Raw genomic sequence first — 21,044 nt, forward strand, 5'->3', positions numbered from 1 at the left:
GGTGTAAATAAGACTTCCTTTAAACTTCTTTTTTGAATGGGATTAAGTCAGATATTTTGGTGGTTAGTAATAAAAAGTTTCTGGTTAATTTCAAGCGATGACCTCAATAAACATGAGTGGTATTCCAGATTTTTCGACTTCGGAGGTGCTGGTTTTGGCCAAACGGATTTTTGGTAGGGCGGGTGTGGTGAGGTCCTTACCTAGCTATAGAGACCAAAATTTTTGGATAGAAGCTGGGCCGGACCAAGGGGTCGTCCTTAAAATCGTCAATGCTGAAGAGCCGCTCGAAGTTATACGACTTCAACAAGCGGCCATGCAACGGGCTGTGCAGGCTGGTCTTCCATGTCCTGAAATTATCACCACCCGAAGCGGAGAACTTTGGAGTCGGGCAACGAAAAATGGCCTGCATTACTGGATTTGGTGCATGAGCCATATGCCCGGCAAGCCTATTGCTTCCCTCTCATACCATAGCAAAACATTATTGTTTGAATGGGGCTGCACGCTGGGGGCGCTAGATAGGGCCTTAGAATCACTTGATGTCGCCTTTATGAACCAAAAAGCGGAATGGAATTTATCTCATGCGGCCTCGGTCATTGCCGATAAACGGGGATATGTGACGGATATCCATACCAAGGAGTGGATCGAACATGTGTTAAAGCAATATGCTGCTATTCCGCAGGAGGTTTGGGCGGGACTCCGGCAAAGCACCATCCACAATGATGCAAATGATTATAATTTACTGATAAACCCTGCTGGGTTTTCGACCATTGAAGGCGAACAAATTAGTGCCGTGTTGGATTTTGGGGACATGGTAAAGGCACACACCATCAATGAACTTGCTATTGCTGCCGCCTATGCCTGTTTAGACAAAGCGTACCCACTACAAGTGATTGGAGAAGTTGCAAGAGGGTATCATGCCATGAATCCTCTTTCCGAAGAGGAACTTTCCGTTTTGTTTGTCTTGGTTTGTATGCGCCTCTGTGTAAGTATTTGCATGGCCGCAAAAGAACAAGCCCTCCGACCGAGCGAGGCGTACATTGGCGTTTCGCAAGCACCTATCCGTAGGACGCTCCCACGGTTGGTTTCGATCAATATGAAGACGGCAACAGCGGTTTTAAGGGTGGCTTGCGGATATCCGGCCTCGCCCAAAAAGTCTAAAGTTAAAGCTTATCTGGCTACACAAGTAGCCCAAACGCGGCGTATTCCGGTTGTTTCTGGCCTAGAGCCGGATGATGCACTGGTGATAGACCTTGGTGTGGATAGTCATTTGGTTGCGGGGGATCCGGCACAAAATGAGGCGGTGGCGCTGGGTTCGCGCATTGCTGCCGAAATGCAAAAGCATAACAAGCGGGTGGCGGTTGGGCGCTATAATGAACCTCGTTTATTATACAATGTTTCCTTTTTTAAAACAGGGACACGCCTTACAGACGAATCTCGGACCATTCACTTGGGGATGGATTTTTTTGCTCCGGTTGGGACGATGGTTTTTGCTCCTTTAGCGGGAACCCTCCATGCTATCGCTTTTAATCCGTTGCCGCAAGACTATGGTGGTGTTGTTTTGCTTAAACACCTAACACCGGAAGGGGAAGCGTTTTATACCTTGTATGGCCACCTAAGCAAGGCATCGCTCTTGGATAAAAAAGTGGGGCAAGAAGTGTCTCCGGGCGATCCATTGGGAGAATTGGGGTCAGAGGCCGAGAATGTAGGTTGGCCGCCACACCTGCATTTTCAGGTGATGGTGGATGATTTGGGGTTAGGAACTGATTTTCCCGGCGTGGCATTGGCGTCGGAAAGGAACGTCTGGACGGAACTCTCTCCGGATCCTAATGAGATATGTGGTATTGCGCCTAAGTGCTTTCCGCCAGAAAAAGGGTCTAAGGCCGACACGTGGTCTAAGCGGCGATTGCGTCTGGGTCCTAACCTGAGTTTGGGGTATGATGAACCAATAAAAGCATTGCGCGGCTGGAAGCAATATCTGTTTGACGAAACAGGTCGGCGGTATATAGATGGCTACAACAATGTACCGCATGTAGGACATGCCCATCCTCGTGTTGTGGAAGCTGCTGGTCGGCAAATGTCCATCCTGAACACCAATACAAGATATTTGCATGATGCCATCTTGGAATACGCAGAGGCGCTGTGCAAGACCTTGCCCGCATCGCTGTCGGTTTGTTATTTCTTAAATTCAGCGAGTGAAGCCAACGAATTGGCCCTTCGGATGGCCCGTGTGACTACCCGCCAAAAAGATATGATGGTACTTGATGCCGCTTATCATGGCCATACAACCAGCCTGATTGATATTTCCCCCTACAAACACAATGGGCCTGGAGGGAGTGGGCCGCCCGATTGGGTGCATACGCTGCCCTTGCCCGATCTCTTTCGGGGGGTGTATAAAGCCGAAGACGTACTGGCAGGTGAAAAATATGCACAAGCTGTTTACGCAAAAATAGCGGAATTAAACGCCATCGGGCGAGGCGTTTGTGGTTTTATTGCCGAAACCTGCCCCAGTGTAGGCGGACAACTTTTTTTGCCAAAAGGATATTTAAGCACGGTTTATCGGGCCATTCGTGAAGCAGGTGGGGTGTGTATCGCAGATGAAGTACAAACCGGATTGGGGCGTATTGGGACGCACTTTTGGGCATTCGAGGCACATGGTGTCGTGCCAGATATGGTAATCATGGGCAAGCCTTTAGGAAATGGCCATCCGATTGGCGCGCTCGTTACAACGCCCGAAATTGCAACAGCATTCCACAATGGGATGGAGTTTTTTAGTACATTTGGTGGGAACCCCGTTTCGTGTGTGGTGGGGCGAGAGGTGTTGAAAGTGGTACAGGAAGAAAACTGGATGGCCCATGCAAAACTAGTGGGGGATCGGTTGTGGGAGCAACTACGGACACTGCAATCGGGTTTTCCGATCATCGGGGATGTACGTGGTTCGGGTTTGTTTGGTGGCGTAGAATTGGTTCGGGATGAATTACTAACGCCCGCAGACCGTGAAGCACAATATGTGGTAAACCGAATGCGCGCACATGGCATTTTGATTGGTACGGATGGGCCTTTTCATAATGTTGTTAAAATTCGTCCTCCAATGCCTTTTGATCAATCAAATGCAGATTTATTGGTGGATCGGCTTGGCCAGATTTTGCATGAGTTGGATTCTGTAAGACCATAAAGTGGAGGTCTTGTGCTGCTTCGGTCATGGGTAGATAAGAGGGATTGGGTTTCCTATACTGGTTGTTTGCCTATACATTGATACCCCAATTAACCGTTTGCTTTACGGCTCATGCGGTCTAAAATCCGGACGAGGGCCAGAACGGCGGCTTCTATATGGGCTAAGGTGGTATGCTTTCCGAAAGAAAAACGAATGGTGGCAGCGGCTGTTTTTTCGGGCACGCCCATTGCCCGGAGAACATGGCTGGGTTCAACGGCGCCGCTGGTACAAGCGGAGCCACTGGAGACCATAAACCCTGCCAAATCCATATTTAGTAACAACATTTCGCCGTCTATTGGTTCATCGTTTAAAGGCGGGAAGGAAAGATTTAGAATATGGGGCGAGGTAGGTGTTCCGTCTTGCGGCGTGTTCCAGACATACCTACCTGCCAGATAAACTTCCAATTGATTAATCAGATGCGCCTTAAGGGTTGCTAAATAGCGTAGGTGCTCTTCGGCTTCGGCAATCGTTTGTTCAAAAGCTGTGACCAAGCCGACAACTTGTGCAACGGCTTCTGTACCGCCGCGTCGCCTCCGTTCTTGTGCGCCGCCTTCCATCAAGGTGGTTTCAATGGAGGTTCCTGTGCGAATATATAAGGCCCCTGCCCCTTTGGGGCCATACACCTTGTGTGCAGAGAATGAACACATATCCACCCCCAAGGCATCCATTCTTGGTTGGAACAGCGCCGCTTGAACGGCATCTGTATGACATAGAATCCCTTTTTTACGGCAAATCTCGGCTATTTTATGAATTGGAGAAACCGTCCCCAATTCGTTGTTTACATACATTACCGAGACGAGCCGCGTATTGGGTTGCAAGGCATCCTCCACCTGTTTTGCCGTGACGCTTCCGTTGGGATGAGGCTGCAAAAAAGTGACTTCAACCCCTTGTTTCTGAAGAGATTTGGCGGGCTCCAGAATCGCTTCGTGTTCTGCAAACGTGGTGATAAAATGGTCTCCAACTTTAAGCGTTCCTTTAAGCGCTAAATTGTTCGATTCTGTAGCACCACTGGTAAAGACCACTTCACCTTCTTCAGCACCAATAAGGCGTGCAAACCGCTGGCGGGCATCTTCGATGGCAAACCGCGCCGTCCGACCCAAACGATGTACCGAAGAGGCATTCCCATATTCCGAGGTAAGGTAGGGCATCATCGCCTCCAGAACAGAGGGGGCGAGTGGCGTAGTGGCTGCATGGTCTAGATACACGGGCATAGGCGCGGTTTTTTAACTTATGAATCGATTACATCGAATCCGGCATAGGGAATCAAGGCTTCTGGCAACCGAATGCTACCATTGGGTTGTTGGCCATTTTCCAAAAGGGCGGCAACAATGCGCGGGAGGGCGAGTCCGCTACCATTGAGAGTATGGACAAATTGGGGTTTTTTGGCGCCTGGCGAACGAAAGCGAATATTAGCCCTGCGTGCCTGAAAGGTCTCGAAGTTGGACACCGAAGAGACTTCGAGCCAGCGTGCCTGTGCTCCACTCCACACCTCAAGATCATATTTTTTGGTTTGCGTAAAACCGAGATCGCCGGTACACATCAACAGGCGATGATAGGGCAATTCTAGTTTTTGTAAAGCGGTTTCGGCATTTTCGCGGATGCCTTCTAGGTGTTGATAACTGGTTTCGGGATGAACAAATCGTACCAATTCTACTTTATCGAACTGATGGAGGCGGTTGAGGCCCCGAACGTCTTTGCCATAGCTGCCTGCTTCACGCCGGAAACACGGGGTATAGGCACAGTATAAAAGGGGTAATTGGCTTTCTTCTAAGATCTCGTCACGGAGGAAATTGGTAACCGGGACCTCGGCAGTAGGAACCATAAAGAAGCGATCGAGGGTGGCTTCATACATCTGGCCTTCTTTGTCGGGCAATTGCCCTGTCCCGATGCCACTGGCTTCATTGATCATCAGTGGCGGCTGAATCTCGGTATAACCCCCTTCATTTACCGCTAAATCCAAGAAGAAATTGATAAGGGCGCGTTGTAGGCGGGCCCCTTTCCCGATATAAAATGGAAATCCTGCGCCCGTAACTTTGGAGCCACGTTCAAAATCTATAAGGTTGTGTTTGGCTGCCAGTTCCCAGTGAGGCAATGCAGGGAAGCCAAAAACGGGCTTCTCGCCCCATTCAAATACCACTTGATTACCGCTTTCATCACGACCAATCGGGACGTCGGGATGAGGAATATTGGGGATTTCGAGCAATAACTGCTGCCGTTCCACTTCCATAGACCGTGCCCAGTCTTCTATTTCTTTGATGTGGGCTTTTAGGGTAGCAGTTTCTTGGCGTGCGGCTTCAGCTGCTTCTTTTTTTCCACTGCGCATTAGGTCTCCAATACTTTTAGAGCGCGCATTGAGGGTGGCTTGTACCTCTTGTAGCTTCGTGAGGGTCTCGCGCCACTCCAGATCAAGGACAAGCAATTTGTCCACCACTTCGGTTGTGCCTGCGTTCTTCTGAACGATGGCTTCTTTTACACGTTCCGGATTTTCCCGGATGATTTGAATGTCTAACATGACGTTGTCAGGTTGCTTATTGAGGGCAATCCAGTTAGGATGGCTTGATTCCAGGTTAATTTAGGCGCCGTCGGTCTCTGTTCGTAATACCGCATCCCGTTTAATCAGGTCCTGAATGTTGTGTGGGATCGGTTTAGGTTTATATCCGATTTCAGATTCTGCTTTCAAAATAAGCAGTCCGGATTTTAGCGGTCGTTTGGCGGGTTGGGTGAACGCATTGCTATTGGTCGGTTCAATTAGGTTGGGATCGAACCCAAGTGTTTGTGCAATGGTTTGTCCAAAATCAAAAATCGAGATCATCTCACGTCCGGCAATATTCCAAACCCCTGCTTTCCGAAAGCGGATCAACCGTTCAATGCCCTCTGCTAGGTCATGGACATAAGTGGGGGTTCGCCATTGATCGGTCACCAATCGGACGTTTTTGCCTGCGTCCAATTGCTCGATGAGCCAAGTAGCAATATTGGGCCGGATGAGTTTGTGTCCAGTTCCATAAACCAAGATCGTGCGGACAAGTGCCCACTGATCGTTTTTAAGGGTTCTGACGGCATTTTCTGCCGCCAATTTGGTTCGCCCATAATACGAAAGGGGGTTTGGCCGAGCCTTCTCGCTATAAGGTCCATTTTCTCCGTCAAAGATGAAATCCGTAGAAAGGTGGACGAGTCGTGTTCCAAATGCTCGGCAGAGGCGTACCAATTGCTCGACAGCTCCCACATTGAGTTGCCAGCACATGTCTCGTTGTGTTTCGCAGGCGTCCACCATCGTCATCGCGGCACAATGTACCACCACATCGGGAGCAAAATCTATAAATATATGCCGCATTTCTTCCGTTTCCAGAATGTCCATAGGGATGTAGCCACAGGATTGGTGGCGGAGTTTTGCGGTTTGGTCGCGGGAGGTAGCCAGTACGTCGTAGATTGGTTGGTGAGACAAAAGCTCCACTAGGGCCTGCCCCAGCAAGCCGTTTGCACCCGTAATCAAGATTCGACGATATTTTGGCAATTCAAACATCGGCTTTGTTTACGTTTTCCAACAAAAACTGGGTGAGTTCGTGCGCATCCGAAACTTTTAGTCTTCCGGCCAGCACCAAGCGCAACTGACGGCGTCTTTCAGCGGCTTCCCATCGGCCTTGTTCTTCCGAGGTGTCGGGCAATAAGGCAGGTACCGTTGTTGGCCGTAATTCTTCATCAATGGCGACCATCGTATAAAAAGCGCGGTTCGAGGCGGTTTTTCGGCTCGTTCGCGGGTTTTCGGCCCAGACATTAATCTCCACTTCCATCGAGGAACGGAAGGAACGGTTCACATGCCCGACCAAGGTGACAATGTCGCCCAACTTAATGGGAGATGAAAACTCGACGTGATCCACCGAAGCCGTCACGACCGTTCGGTTGCTATGCCGCTGCGCCACAACGCCGGCACACATATCCATCAGGTAGAGCAATTGCCCACCCATCATATTGCCCAGTGTATTGGTGTGATTGGGCAAAACAATTTGCGACATCTCGGTGTGCGAGGCCGCCACATTTTTGGTAGGCATCATGTGGTAAGGGTTAATAAAGACCTGTTTAGGAAGCCGCATTTTGGGGTAAGGTAAGGATTTTGCGGGCTTCTTGGCCGATCTTGTCACGTTTTTAGTGAAAGAACGAGGAATCAGTAATAGGGTAGAACAGCATCCAGCGCTGCTTGGTTAATCTGGGCCGCCGCTGGTATGTAGTTGGTTGGTAGGGCCGCCATATGGGCAATCATTCGTTTTTGGGCCTGCATTAGGGCGGGTAACTGGGGTTGGATGTCTTCAAATTTCTGAATACGTGGCAGGCGTTGTTTGGCGCGGAGGATCCAGAACTGGCCCTTGTGTGGAAAAGGTCCTTGTATGCCTGTCCAGTCATTGGTGACCCGGAGCGTGGGCACAGGCCATGTTGGAATTTCTTGATCTTGTACCCAAAAATCTTGGGGAGCAATGCCGTCTAATGGTCGAAGGGATTTTTCGGCCATTAGACGGCGCAAGGTTTGCCAAACCGACGCACTATCCGGAAAAGCCCATGCTTCTACCTGCGTGATGAGGCCGTCCCGAAATAAAGTTGTTTTAAACTGTTCATAAAAAGCGCGTTCGTACCGTGACAAACGCAAGGTGTCCGAAACTGCCGAAAGAGTTGCATAATATCGTGCCGTATATTGGGCAATTTCGGTTTGTAGGGATACATAGGCATCATGATTCGGTATTTTACTTTGGGCAATTTCGGTTAGGATGGCATCTCGGATGGTGATTTCTAGCGCTTGCCGGAGGTCTTTCCGCCAATAGGGGGCCGGTACATCTGGTAGAAAGGCCAGAAAATCCGATACACGGAAAGGCTTACCAGATATGGTGGCTAAAATCGCTTGTGGATTCAGACGGGGTGCTTTTAGGGTGGGTACTTCTTGTTGTGCCACCACCAAACCTTCGGGGGTATTGAGGCGTTCTGAATAGGGCGCGATCAATGGCCACAAGGGTTCTAATTCGTGTAAATAGATATGGAGGCGATGGGCTGTTAAAATAGATTTAAGATGGAGAGATGCGGCCTCGGTATATCTTCGGTTGCGCCACTCAAAAGCAAGTTTTTCCTTTTCTCGGAGAAATGACGTTTCGTCGAGGGCAATGTCTTCCCGCCGCTCGATGAGGCGAAATAGGTGCCAACCATTGAGGGATGCCACAGGGGTGGAAGTTTCTAAGGGTTTTAAGCGATATACCGCCTCCTCTGGTGCCAAATCCAAATCATTCCAATGAATCCATCCCATTTCTCCCGCTTTTTCAGGTTCTGGGATGCCGTATTTCTGCATTGAGGTACGTGCAAGTGCATTAAAATCGGCCCCAGCCTGCAACTGGGCGTATAGTGAATCTATCTCGCGACGGGTTTGTCCATAAATCTGCTGGAGCCGTAGGTGGGTCTTGTATTTGATAAACGCATCATAAAGTTGTGCGGCAGTGGGCTGAGGAATAGTGTCTAATAGCGTGCGCTCTAAATAACGTTGCCGGCGTGAAAAATTAACTTGTCGGTTTATGTATAATTGTACGCGTTGTGATTGGTCTAATCCGCTTCGTTTTCCCCATTCTCCAATGATGCTACGCTCTAGCATTTTATAAGCATAGGCTCTTCTGGATGCGGGGGTGTCGCGTCCGGGAGACTGTATCATAAAAAGACTGTATTCATCTTTAAAATGTTGCTTATGAATGCCGATATTCTGCCAGTATATTACTAAATCATCTTTTTGAGCATGTATCGCATGGATAGAATTGAATAGAAGAAAAAAAGTTAACCAAGTTAAGCGCTTGAACGAATATATGAAGATTAAATGATGATGATTGTTTTTTGAATTTAAATTAGGAATCATTGTCATCTTGCTTAATTGGGCGATGAATCGTTAAAAATAACTCTTTTCCTTTCACCCAAATCATGAAAAAAATGAAGTTCCATGTTACCTCCAAGCATTTCTGGTACGGAATAGCGTTTTGTATTGCGCTTCTTCCGGCCAATGCACAGGCGCAGAACGCCCCTCCGATCTTGGCAAATCCAGTGTGGTCGGTGGATTCCGGAACCGTTCCGTTTATGGGGACGGGCAATACGGAGCGTGGCGGTGGGTATAACCCGAAAACCGACCATGTTTTGGTGGTTACGCGCACCAATCCCACTCGTATTGCGGTCGTAAATGCGGCAGATGGTAAGTTCATAAAAGATATGGATATGACAGGGGTAAATGGTGGAACGTTTCACCTGAGTGAGATTGGCATTACGGGAGACGGTCAGATATTTGGCGCCAACCTGACGACCAATAGCACCACCAGCAACATCAAACTTTATTATTGGTCGGACGAAGATGCCAAACCTATGATGGTTTTTGATGGAAAAGTGGAAGCGGCCCGTTACGGAGATGGAATTGGCGTGGGCGGAATGGGTAACAATGTAAAGGTGTTTTTGAATGGTAGTGGAAACGATAAAATGGCAGAGTTTGCTTTTGATGGAACGAAACTCAATTTTGTGAAAAGCCATGTTGTTGAGGCGGGTATTGCCCGCGCCCGATATGGGATGGCGCCCGTTATGGGCACCTCTTTGGTTTGGGTAAATGAACCCACCACCGAATTGGGACTATTCGATACGGCTAATGGTACGGTGTATAATGTGCCGGAAGACAAAGTGGGAAAAGGTTTTGGAGATCTTACCTATTTCGAGGCGAATGGTCGTAGATATGTAGCAACAGGACCAAATTTTGCAGGCAAAATGGAATGGGTATTGGTGGATGTTACCGTTCCAGCGGAAGCCAAAATTATCGCAACTTCTCCCGAAAACACAGCACGGCCCAACCTGAACGCCACAGGCTTTGCCGCCTATGACAGCAAACGCGGGAACCTGATCGTGCTGACGACCAATAATCAGATGGTCAGTTACCCGCTTTCGCAATTGGTCACCGCGCCGATCGCAAAGGTTATTAACAAAACCAATTGGCGTGTGGATGCCGGAAAAGCCCCGTTTATGGGCACGGGCAATACCGAACGTGGGGGCGGATATAATGGCGCAACGGACCACGTTTTAGTGGTGACCAGAACAAACCCCACTCGGATTGCTGTTTTGGATGCAGCCGATGGTAAGTTTCTGAAAGATATGGATATGACAGGGGTTGCTGGTGGAACCTTCCTGCTCAATGAAATAGGGATTACCCCCAGTGGTCAGATTTTTGGGGCCAACCTTACCACAAACAGCACCACCAGCAATATCAAAATTTATTATTGGGCAAATGAAGATGCCAAGCCCGTTGTCGTGTTTGACGGAAAAGTGGAAGCTGCACGCTATGGGGATGGTTTAGGAATTGCGGGAGATGGCAACAATGTGCGCATTTTCCTGAATGGCTCTTCTAATGACAAAGTGGCGGAATTTGCCTTTAACGGTGCCCAAATGGCTTTTGTGAAAAACCATGTGGTAGAAACCGGCATTGCACGTGCCCGCTATGGCATGGCCCCTGTTCCAGGTACAAACCTGATGTGGGTGAATGAACCACAGAACCAAATGGCCCTTTTTGATCTAAACACCGGAAAGATTGTGGCGGATGTGCCCGAAGATAAATTGGCCAAAGGATTTGGAGACCTCGCATACTTCGAGTATGGATTTCGTAGATATGTGGCGACCGGGCCCAATTTTGCAGGTAAAGGGGAATTTGTCGTGGTGGATGTTAGCGATCCGGCGAACGTGGCCATTGTGGGTGTAACCCCAGACTTTCCGAATCCCAACTTAAATGCCACTGGATTTGCGGCGTTTGACTATAAACGTAATGCCCTCATTGTGATGGCGACCAATAACGCCATTGTAAGCTATTCTATTGTTGGAAAGTCGGAGGTGAACACTGCACCGCCAGCAGCCAGTATCGTGGCGCCCGCTGATAAAGGCAAAGTGGTTTTGGACGGACAAGGCAGCAAAAACGTGACTTTCTCTTGGACGCCGGTGAGCGATGCAGACGGTGACGCCGTTGCTTATCGCTGGCATCTTTCTACCCAGCCAGATATGAGCGACCGCCAAATGGACATCGAAGTGGGAGCGGCAACAAGTACTTCCGTCAAGCAAAATTTCCTCTACGACATCCTGTACTGGCAAGGCAAACGCACAACGGGCATGACACTCTATCACCGTGTTTATACCTTCGACGGTACTTCTTTTGTATCTGGCCCCATTTCTTCATTTGATGTTTCGTTGGCCGGAACCTTCGTAGATCGCGAAGAAGAAGGAGGCATTCCTGCCACGTTTGCTTTGAAAGGTAACTATCCCAATCCATTTAATCCGACGACCAGTATCTCCTTCGATCTACCAGAAGTGGCTTCGGTAGAAGTGGTGATCACAGATATGCTGGGTCGCGAAGTGATGCGTTCGGGCCAGTTGACGCTAAGTGCCGGGGCTGCCCAAAAAATACAACTTGATGCACTTGGCCTAAGTTCGGGCAATTACCTCTACCGTGTGCAAGCCAAAGGCGCCAAAAAATCCTATGTTGCCACCGGGCGGATGACCCTCTTGAAGTAAAAATGCTTGGTTTAAGAAAAGGGCGGGGTGTAGGGTCTGCTTCGTCCTTTATGATTTATTACTAAATCAGATTGTTACGCTATATTATCTAAACAAATCGTTAATGAAAAAACTGTTTTTTTTGATGATGGCATTCTTTGCCAGTACAACCATATGGGCACAGCCTGCGCCCACCACCAATACGTTGTACGACATCACCTTTAAAGGTACGACCGTTACCTTAGACGGCGACTTAAGCGACTGGTCGGATGCACAGTGGATTTTTCTGAGCCAGGATAAGGTTAATTTTCTGGATCCGACAAACCGTCCGATTCAAGGCCGTCCAAAATCTCCAGCAGATTTTAGCGGTTTTTTTGCAATTAAAATGGATGCGGATAACATCTATTTTGCGGTGAAAGTAAAAGATGAAGGCACTCCGATGATCGAAACACCTGCTACACCAAACTTGGCCTTTGTGTATGACCACCTTTCGGTCTATCTCGGCTTGTATGATATTGGGACCTTGGGTGGAAGCCCCCATACTGAAGGTGCCGGGCAAGTGTATTTTATTGATCCAGTAAAAAAAGACACCATCAAATCTAGCATCCGGACATACCGCATTGGCCCGGGGACAGATAACCAGAAGTCCACGTTGGGCCCAGATTTCCAGTTGTTGCTTCGTGCTTTGCCTTATGCACCGGGAACCAAAGGAACAGCCGTTTCTACGTATAGCGGTGCAATGGTGGATACCACAATTGTCAACACCGAGGCTGGCTCGAAGCTGACAACCGATGAACAAGGCTATACCTTGGAATGGAAAGTGCCCTTCGCTTCGTTGGCGGGTAAAATTTCAAAAGGAACCCGTGAGTACAAAAATTATGCATGGCCGTTGTTCTCCCCCAAAGACGGTATGGTTATTGTTTTCGATGCCGATATTACCGACCTCGACGAGGGGGAATCTAATTCCGGTGGAGCCACTCGGTTTATGCGTATCGGCAATATGCCTGCTCTTTGGCGAGACTCCAAAAGTTTTCAGATGCGGGGGCGTATTGTAGATGTGAGCAATCCCCAAAATGCGAATAATAGCCCTGCAAACCGTTACCCGATTGATTATAAACCAGTTCAAACCATTGCGTTGGATGGTAAATTGGATGAATGGAAAGATGCGAAATTTTTTGGATTTAGCCAGGAAGCCTTAAACTTTGCTGGAGCCGTTGCGCCCAAATCTCCTGCTGACCTGAGCGGCTATGTTGGGTTGAAAATAGACGACAACAATCTTTATGTAGCAGCCAGTGTGCGCGACGAAGGCAATGGCTTGGTCGGAACTACGGCTGATGCCGCCGCCGCCAAATTCTTTGACAGCATTCGCTTGTACCTCGGTTTGTATAACATCAAAAACCGTGCGGGTAGCCCGCATACCGAAGCTACGTTCCATTTCAATAAACCCGGTGGTGGGACGGTTCCCGCAAATAGTGCGTACCGTATTGGCACTGGAACCGACAATACCTTCACAACGCTCGGATCGGACCACCACTTGGTTCTTCGCTCGTTGCCCTATGCCGCAGGCGCCAAGGGTACGGCGTATATCGCAGGATTGGTGAATCAGGCGAATAGTACTTGGGACGCCTCTTCTGTTTTGGCCACCGATAACAAGACCTACACCGTAGAGTGGAAGATTCCGTTTGCCTCGTTGGGTGGCGCACTTGGAAGTGGGGATTTTGCTGGATTCAATTGGCCCACCTTCAAGCCAGCGGCGGGAATGTTTTTGCCCTTAGACATGGAATTGACGGACTTGGAAGATGGTGAAGCCACCGATGGCTCTAAAACCCGCGTGCTTCGTGCGGGATCGGGCGCTACGCCAGACAAAACCCCCGCAAATTGGGGGCTTCGTGGCATTGTGACGCAAGAAGGACTTTCAATTGGTGTCAAAAATGAAAGTACCGAAATTCCTGCCGGATTTGTGTTAGAAGCAAACTATCCGAACCCATTCAACCCCACAACCACCATTGAATTTGGTTTGCCGATGACCTCGGATGTACGCTTAAGTGTCTTTAATGTATTGGGTCAAGAAGTGGCCGTATTGGCCTCCGGAACCCAACGTGCCGGAACCCATACGGTAACGTTTGAGGCGGGTAACTTGCCGAGCGGTACGTATTTGTATCGTCTAAGTACACCGCAATACACGGTAACTAAACGCATGGTTCTGGTCAAATAAGCAACGGAAAGGGGCAGGTAGTTGCCCCTTTTTCTTCTTTTGCAACTTACCAGATAGGATTATGAAAAGATTGTTGGTGTTGGTGCTTGCCCTGTTGCCATCCTTTGTGTTGGCCCAAACCACCGGAAAAATTGCAGGACGAGTGGTGGATACCGCTACCGGAGTGGGCATTCCCGGTGCAAATATCGTGGTTTTGGGAACGCCGCGTGGTGCATCCTCCGATTTGGATGGGAACTACTTTGTCCTAAATGTAGAACCGGGCGTTTATACCCTTATTGCATCTTTTGTGGGTTACGAAACCAAGCGCGTGGAAGGCGTGCGGGTGGGTGTAGATAGAACTGCGACGGTCAATTTCTCGATGGCTGAAGACAATGCCCTGACCCAAGAGGTGGTCATTCAGGCCAATAAAAACTTGGTGGAAGTGGATAGAACCTCGTCCTCGGCCAAAATTGGGGGCGAGCAAATAGCGGCCTTGCCTGTGGATAGCTTCTTGGAAACCATCGGACTGCAAGCGGGCGTGACCAAAGGAGCTGGTGGCGAACTCCACATTCGGGGTGGCCGCTCTTCGGAAGTAAAGTATTATGTGGACGGAGTCGCGGTCTCGAACCCTTTTAACAACAGCATGGCCTCGCCCGTAGAAAACTCGGCGGTGCAAGAGGTGGAGGTCATCAGCGGAACCTTCAATGCGGAATACGGCCAAGCGAATTCGGGGATTGTGAACGTTGTGACCAAATCCGGTAGTGAGAAGTTTACGGGGTCGTTTAACCTGAGCGGCGGTGGGTACTTTTCCGGACGGGAAGGCATTTTCCCAGACATTGGCGCAGCAAGTCCGTTAGGCCAAAAACGCTTCGAGGGTTCTATTTCTGGTCCCACAGGCATTAAAAACCTGACATTCTTCCTGAATACAGGTTGGACGGACTACGATAACTACTTGGGCGGCCGTCGGGTCTTTATGCCGTCCGATTCTTCTAATTTCTCGGGAAGGCCGGATACTTGGCGCATCCAAGCAACCGGAGACTCTGCCTATGTCCCGATGAATCCAACCAATGGTCTGACGAATCTTCTGAAACTGACGTACCAACTCTCACGAGACATTAAACTTTCGTACTCGGCTTCTCGGAATTGGTACAAGAGCCAATCGTACAGCCATTTTTATCGGCTCAACCCCGAAGCGCGTCCTACGTTACGCAGCCTCAGCTATAACCACTTATTGGTGTGGAACCAAGTACTGAATGCCCGAACTTTCTTTAACGTCCGGTTAACCTATTACACCACAGACCTTAGCCAATATGTGTATGAAGACCCGCAAGACGAGCGTTATCGATATATTTATGGTCGGGGGATTCAGCCGGGCAACGTCTTCAATACGGGTGGCGTGGACCGAAGTCACATCCGACGAGACAGCGATACCTATGCGGCACGCTTCGACATCACACGACAAATTGGACAAAGTCATTTGGTGAAAGCCGGAGTTGAGTATCGGTACAACCGCCTCTTCAGCGACGAATTCCAGCTTTTGGTGGATCCACGCCAATTTGGTACGTTCGAGCCGCAAATTCCAGACCTTAGCTCTACCCTTCACAACCAATACACCCGCCATCCCATAGAGGCCGCACTCTTTATTCAGGATAAAATAGAGATTAAAGATTTAATTGTGAATGTGGGCCTACGCTATGACTATTTTGATCCGAATGCCAAGGTTCCGACCGATCTGAAAGATCCGCAAAACACTTTGCGTCCGCGCCCCGAAGCCGAGGCATACCGCGAGGCAACCATCAAAATGCAAGTTAGCCCACGTCTTGGATTCGCGTTCCCCATCACCGAAACGGGGGTAATTCATGCCAGCTATGGCCATTTCTTTCAAATTCCGGAATATGGCCGTATGTACGAAAACCCCGACTTTAAGGTGGCGTTGGGGAATTTTAATACCTTTATGGGCAATGCCGACTTGGAGCCGCAACGCTCCACAATCTACGAATTAGGACTTCAGCAACAACTGGGGCAAAACCTTGCGATAGATGTAACGGCTTATTATCGGGATGTACGTAACCTCATCGGAGCCAAACTCTACCGCACTTATACCGGATCGGACAGCTACGGGCGTTACGAAAACGCCGATTTTGGCTCCGTCCGCGGGCTTACCGCCTCGCTTCAGATGGTTTTTCCTGCGTTTGGTATCCGCGGTGGTATTAACTACACCTATCAATCGGCGCGAGGAAATGCCAGCGATCCTCGACAGGCATTCTATGATGCACAGGGCAATAACGAAGCTGCCCGATCGCTCATCCCCTTAGACTGGGACCTTCAACACAGCCTAAACGGAGACCTGACATGGAACCAAGGCGGTTGGTCTGCGGGTATCATCGGTGAATTTAAATCCGGATATCCCTTCACACCCACCGACGTCCAGCGGAATCCGATTGTGGAGCAGCGTAATGGCGCACGGTATCAGCCCGAATTTCGCTTAGACCTTCGTGCGGGTCGGGACTTTAAGCTGGGAGACTTGCGGGCACAAATCTTCATTTTTGCAGATAACTTACTCGATGCCTATCGGCCAGATCGTTACCCGCGCCTCTTTCAAACCGAAATAGAGGCGCATCGCGCAAATGGATTGGAAGTGATCAATACCCTCAAGGAGTTTCGGACGAATCCGGCAGTCCAGCCCTCGCCCCGCATGATTCGGCTTGGGATGATGCTTGACTTCTAAGCAAAACCGAAATCTTTTTGGTAACTTAACTTTAGAATTGGATTGTGATGCGTACTATAAAATCATTTATCTATATACTCGTTTGGTTTCTTCCGGTCTTTGCGCTGGCCCAAGTAAACCAATCGGGGACGTACATCAACCCGAACAATGGACTGCGGGACTGGCGGACGGACATCAACCTCACGGGCAACCAGGTGGAGTCCATTATCACCAACTATGGAACCATTGGCAAAGGTAACGAGAGCATCAACCAAGCGGGTGTATGGCCGAAAGGAACCGGACACGGCCACTTACACCAAATGAGTGGCTGGGTGGGTTCGCGATTGCTGAATAAAGCCGGACAACGGACGGTCATTATCTCGGACGGTTATACCGACGGCAATACGGGGCCACTCGCCGAAACCGACGGCAAGGTGGAGTGGAAATTTCAGCCCAAGCCAGGTTACCTAAATCGCAGTATTGCTCGCCCAGAGGTTGCCAACTCATTAAACCCTAGCAGTTGGCCCACCAATTGGCCAGGGAAAGATGCCCAGTGGAATGGTAAATGGAATGGATTCTTTGGGCTAAACCAATTTAATGCAGACCAAGAAGTGTATTATGTGATGGATGACTTCACCAACCGTGAGTTTCAGGTGTACCCTTTTGGGGAGGCTGATGCCGAACGGCGGGGATTGGGGCTTCAGGTGGATGTAAGGCTCTTCCAATGGTCGCAAGCCTTGGCAAAAGACATTTTGTTTATGCAATACGAGGTGTCTAATGTCGGAAATATTAACTATACCAGCGATCTAAACAATAACCCACTGTTTTTTGGGGGTTATACCGACACAAACCCATCGGGCGCAGGAGCCACCGACGACGCTGCTGCATTCTCGAAACAACGGAATTTGGTCTTTGGTTGGTCTTCCGACGGTGTGGGCAAGTGGACGCAATTCCGTGAAATTGCCCCCGGACATGTGGGGTGGAAGTTCCTCGAAAGCCCCTCGATTTCTAACGATGCTATAGACAACGACGGCGACGGCCTGGTGGATGAGTCCCGTGATAATGGGGCCGGATCATTGGTGGTGTCTTCGTGTGGCATCTATGGCCAACCCCGCGAACATTGGTCGGGTGATGAAGACTGCGACTGGAATGCCAAAATAGACGATAAGGGAACCGATGGTATTGGCCCTGGGGAAGAAGGGTATCCTGGCCCAGACCCAGACGGTACGGAAGGTAACAAAAAACCGGATCAGGGCGAGCCGAATTTTGGACGACTGGACAAGGATGAATCCGACCAGATTGGACTGACATCTTTTTATGCTCCGCTTTTCGGAACGGTGGACATCAAGGAGGAAGAGGCGATGTGGCCACGAATGCAACCGGGTTTCTTTGATGTGCCCCAACAGGCTGTTAACCAAATCTGGATTTTTGCCTCTGGGCCGTTTGCCTTGCCCGTGAACCGAACCGAACGTTTCTCTACGGCTTTCCTCTGGGGAGCCAACCGAGATGCCCTCTACCGGACGGCACAAGTGGCCCAACGGATTTATGATGCCGATTACCGCTTTGCACGTCCACCAAGGCAACCCGAACTGCGTGCGGTAGCAGGAGACAAACAAGTAACGTTGCTGTGGGACGACCTCTCGGAGTTCTCCCGTGATCCTATCTATGGCCAAGATTTCGAGGGATACCGAATTATAAAATCCACCGATCCACAATTTCGGGATGCCAAAGAAGTGACCGATGCCTTCGGAAATGCGGTCTATAAGCGCTCTATGGCCCAATTTGACAAAGTGAACGGCTTGGTGGGGCCTCATCCATTACAGTTTGGGGAAGAAATTGGTTTACCGAATGGCATTCATTACCATATGGGCGATGATAATGGCCTTCAGCATTCCTTCGTAGATCGGGATGTGGTGAATGGCCGCACGTATTATTACGCCGTTATTGCCTATGATGCCGGGTATGCCACCGATTATTTTAAGCGTGGCATCTCGGAGATAGAAGACCTGTTCCCGATTTCGCCCTCCGAGTCGCCAGCCAGCATTACGCTCACCAATGGCGTAGTTACCAAATACGACCGAAATACCGTATCCGTCACCCCCAATAAACCCGCTTCCGATCTCGAAATAGGCAAACTCCAGACCGAAGCCGGGGATTGGGTTAAAAAGGCGGTGGGCTTCTCTACGGCTCAGGTGAGGGCGGTGGCACTTTCCGGAGAAATTCTGAAAGATGCGACCTATAATATCACCTTCGATACAAAACCCCTCACCAACCGTCCTACCGTAGAATATAACACGGCTACATTTAGCGTCCGAACGTCCGATGGCCGCATTTTGGCGGATAAAGTTCCTGTCCCTACTACCGCAGATGGCACAGCCAGAACAACATGGACGCACGAACTCTTGGCCGATGGCATTCTGTTGCAGTTCGAGAATGCGTATCCCACCGAGTCGGATACCAAAAAAACGTCTGGATGGGAGGCCAATGTAAAATCGAACCTAAAAACCGAAGTGGAGGCAACAGCTTCTACCGCGTATCCTACCGCACCTATTTGGCCTATAAATGCCGTTATTGAATTTACGCAGGCCGTTGCAGACACCGCTTGGTTCTCGGTAAATGCTACCCGAACAGTGGATACGTATTTCAAGGTTTATGATGCTGTTACAAAGAAAAGTTTAGATTTTATGTTTGCTGAACCAACCGAAACCGCCAATGGGCGCATAGATGTGGGCGAGGCGATTGGCTTGCTTTTCAAAGATAAACCAACCGATACCCGCTATACCCGCGCTTGGACGATTCGTTTTTTACAACCAACCGATGCCGAAGGCAAACCACTTCCGACAACGCAAACTGTTTTGCCACAATCGGGAGATAAGTATTACCTGCGTACGCAGGTTCCTTTCGGAAAAAACGACCGATTCTCCTTTGGTTCAACCGCTACCAAGCAAGTTGCCAATCCCGATGCCTCGCTCTTAGACAAGGTGTATGTGGTTCCCAATCCCTACGTGGTGGGCAATACCGCCGAGACGCGTCCGTTCCTCTCTGGCCGTGGCGAGCGAAAACTCTTCTTCCGAAACCTGCCCGCCAAGTCCACCGTTCGGATTTTCACAGCAAGTGGGGTTTTTGTGCGCGAGATTGAAGGAGCAAACGGAACAGCCACATGGGATTTGCAGACGAAAGACGGCCTCGAAGTCTCGTATGGCCTGTATTTCTACTTGGTGAAGGCGGAGGGAGTTGGAGAGAAAACTGGCAAATTCGCCATTGTAAACTAACCTGTAACCGTGTCCGGTAAACCAAACCGTTTGCCGTTCAATAAGGATAGGATCATGAAAAAACTTGTTTACCTTGTGGTGATGGTCTTGTGTCTGCCGATTGGGACAAGGGCACAATCTAAGGTCGCTACAACCTCGGTACCTTTTCTGGAAATTGGGGTGGGTGCACGGAACGTAGCCCTTGGCGAGGCTAGCGTATCGGCCGTCAATGACATCACCGCGCTCTATTGGAATCCGGCAGGGATTACCAAAATGAAAAATGTGGAAGTAGGATTTCAACACACCACGTGGTTTGCCGGAACCCAACTCCAATATGCCGCTGGTGGGGTGAACCTCGGCAACGCGGGAGCCATTGGCGTAAGTATGTATGCCATGGGATCGGGCGAGATGCAAGTCCGAACGCTGGAATACGAAGGTGGAACCGGAGAAACGTTTAATGTGCAAGACTTGAGCATTGGGCTGAGTTATGCCAAAGCCCTTACAGATAACTTCTCGATTGGGGGAACCGCAAAGTTCATCAATTCGCGCCTCTGGCGAATGTCTGCCAAAACCATGGCCTTGGATTTGGGGGTGCAGTACCAAACGCCCCTTAAAAACCTGAACCTCGGTTTCGCCATCTCCAACTTTGGTGGGCAAATGAAACTTGCGGGCGATAATACCAATACCCGCGTGGACTTAGACCCTCTCGGAGCCGGAGACAACGATGGCTTATTGGGGAATCTGGCCGTAAAATCGTGGGATTTGCCCCTCCTCTTCCGAATTGGTGTGCATTATAATGCCGTAAAAACCGCCAATAGCCGCCTGATGATTACAACAAATGCCCTCTACCCGAACAACAACGAACGCTCGGTGAATGTGGGTGCAGAGTACGCCTTCCGAGAAATATTTTTCCTCCGTGCGGGGATGAGTAACCTCTTTTTGCCCGATGCAAACCGAGGACAAGGCAATATGCGGCTCGGTTTTGGCTTATTGTTGGGGGGGAAAATTGGGGCGGATTATGCCTTTGCGGATCGCGGCGATTTGGGCAGTACAAACATCATTGGAGCAACCATCCGGCTTTAAATTGTATAACAACAGTTCTTGATGAACGGAGCAGTCTTTTTAGGTTGCTCCGGTTTTTTTAGGTTACAAGAGGTA

11 protein-coding genes are annotated in these 21,044 nt (G+C 49.6%); 6 read left to right on the forward strand and 5 right to left on the reverse strand.

Going from position 1 to position 21,044, the window contains the following annotated elements:
* Positions 1-97 precede the first annotated feature (97 nt).
* The gene (locus JNN12_00620) at positions 98-3,172 is read left to right on the forward strand and encodes an aminotransferase class III-fold pyridoxal phosphate-dependent enzyme (protein MBL7976811.1); all 3,075 of its coding nucleotides are present in this window, start codon (positions 98-100) and stop codon (positions 3,170-3,172) included.
* Positions 3,173-3,261: 89 nt separating this feature from the next.
* On the opposite strand, the gene JNN12_00625 is transcribed toward JNN12_00620, so the two are convergent.
* The 5 genes from JNN12_00625 to JNN12_00645 form a co-directional block, all read right to left on the reverse strand.
* On the reverse strand, positions 3,262-4,422 hold the full coding sequence (locus JNN12_00625) for a cysteine desulfurase (GenBank protein ID MBL7976812.1): 1,161 nt from the start codon (positions 4,420-4,422) through the stop codon (positions 3,262-3,264).
* Positions 4,423-4,439: 17 nt separating this feature from the next.
* Positions 4,440-5,723 (reverse strand): serine--tRNA ligase, encoded by a 1,284-nt coding sequence (gene serS, locus JNN12_00630; protein ID MBL7976813.1) that lies wholly within the window; start codon positions 5,721-5,723, stop codon positions 4,440-4,442.
* A gap of 60 nt (positions 5,724-5,783) precedes the next feature.
* A complete protein-coding gene (rfbD, locus tag JNN12_00635) occupies positions 5,784-6,731 on the reverse strand; it encodes a dTDP-4-dehydrorhamnose reductase (GenBank protein MBL7976814.1) in 948 nt (315 codons plus the stop codon).
* A complete protein-coding gene (locus tag JNN12_00640) occupies positions 6,724-7,257 on the reverse strand; it encodes an acyl-CoA thioesterase (GenBank protein ID MBL7976815.1) in 534 nt (177 codons plus the stop codon). The genes rfbD and JNN12_00640 overlap by 8 nt, the downstream gene beginning before the upstream one ends.
* A gap of 113 nt (positions 7,258-7,370) precedes the next feature.
* A complete protein-coding gene (locus JNN12_00645; protein ID MBL7976816.1) occupies positions 7,371-8,888 on the reverse strand; it encodes a peptidylprolyl isomerase in 1,518 nt (505 codons plus the stop codon).
* Positions 8,889-9,148: 260 nt separating this feature from the next.
* Here JNN12_00645 and JNN12_00650 point away from each other — a divergent pair, with 260 nt between their 5' ends.
* From JNN12_00650 to JNN12_00670, 5 genes are all read left to right on the forward strand, one after another.
* A complete protein-coding gene (locus JNN12_00650) occupies positions 9,149-11,755 on the forward strand; it encodes a DUF4623 domain-containing protein (GenBank protein ID MBL7976817.1) in 2,607 nt (868 codons plus the stop codon).
* A gap of 103 nt (positions 11,756-11,858) precedes the next feature.
* Positions 11,859-13,949, forward strand: a complete 2,091-nt coding sequence (locus tag JNN12_00655; GenBank protein ID MBL7976818.1) for a T9SS type A sorting domain-containing protein — start codon at positions 11,859-11,861, stop codon at positions 13,947-13,949.
* A 61-nt stretch (positions 13,950-14,010) separates the two neighbouring features.
* Complete coding sequence (locus tag JNN12_00660) at positions 14,011-16,656, forward strand: TonB-dependent receptor (protein MBL7976819.1); 2,646 nt, start codon at positions 14,011-14,013, stop codon at positions 16,654-16,656.
* Positions 16,657-16,703: 47 nt separating this feature from the next.
* Positions 16,704-19,907, forward strand: a complete 3,204-nt coding sequence (locus JNN12_00665; protein ID MBL7976820.1) for a hypothetical protein — start codon at positions 16,704-16,706, stop codon at positions 19,905-19,907.
* 54 nt (positions 19,908-19,961) lie between these two features.
* Entirely contained in the window at positions 19,962-20,969 is a 1,008-nt protein-coding gene (locus tag JNN12_00670) for a PorV/PorQ family protein (GenBank protein ID MBL7976821.1), read from the forward strand.
* Positions 20,970-21,044 lie beyond the last annotated feature (75 nt).

It is taken from the genome of Bacteroidetes Order II. bacterium (genome assembly GCA_016788705.1).
Classification (GTDB): Bacteria; Bacteroidota; Rhodothermia; order Rhodothermales; family UBA2364; genus UBA2364.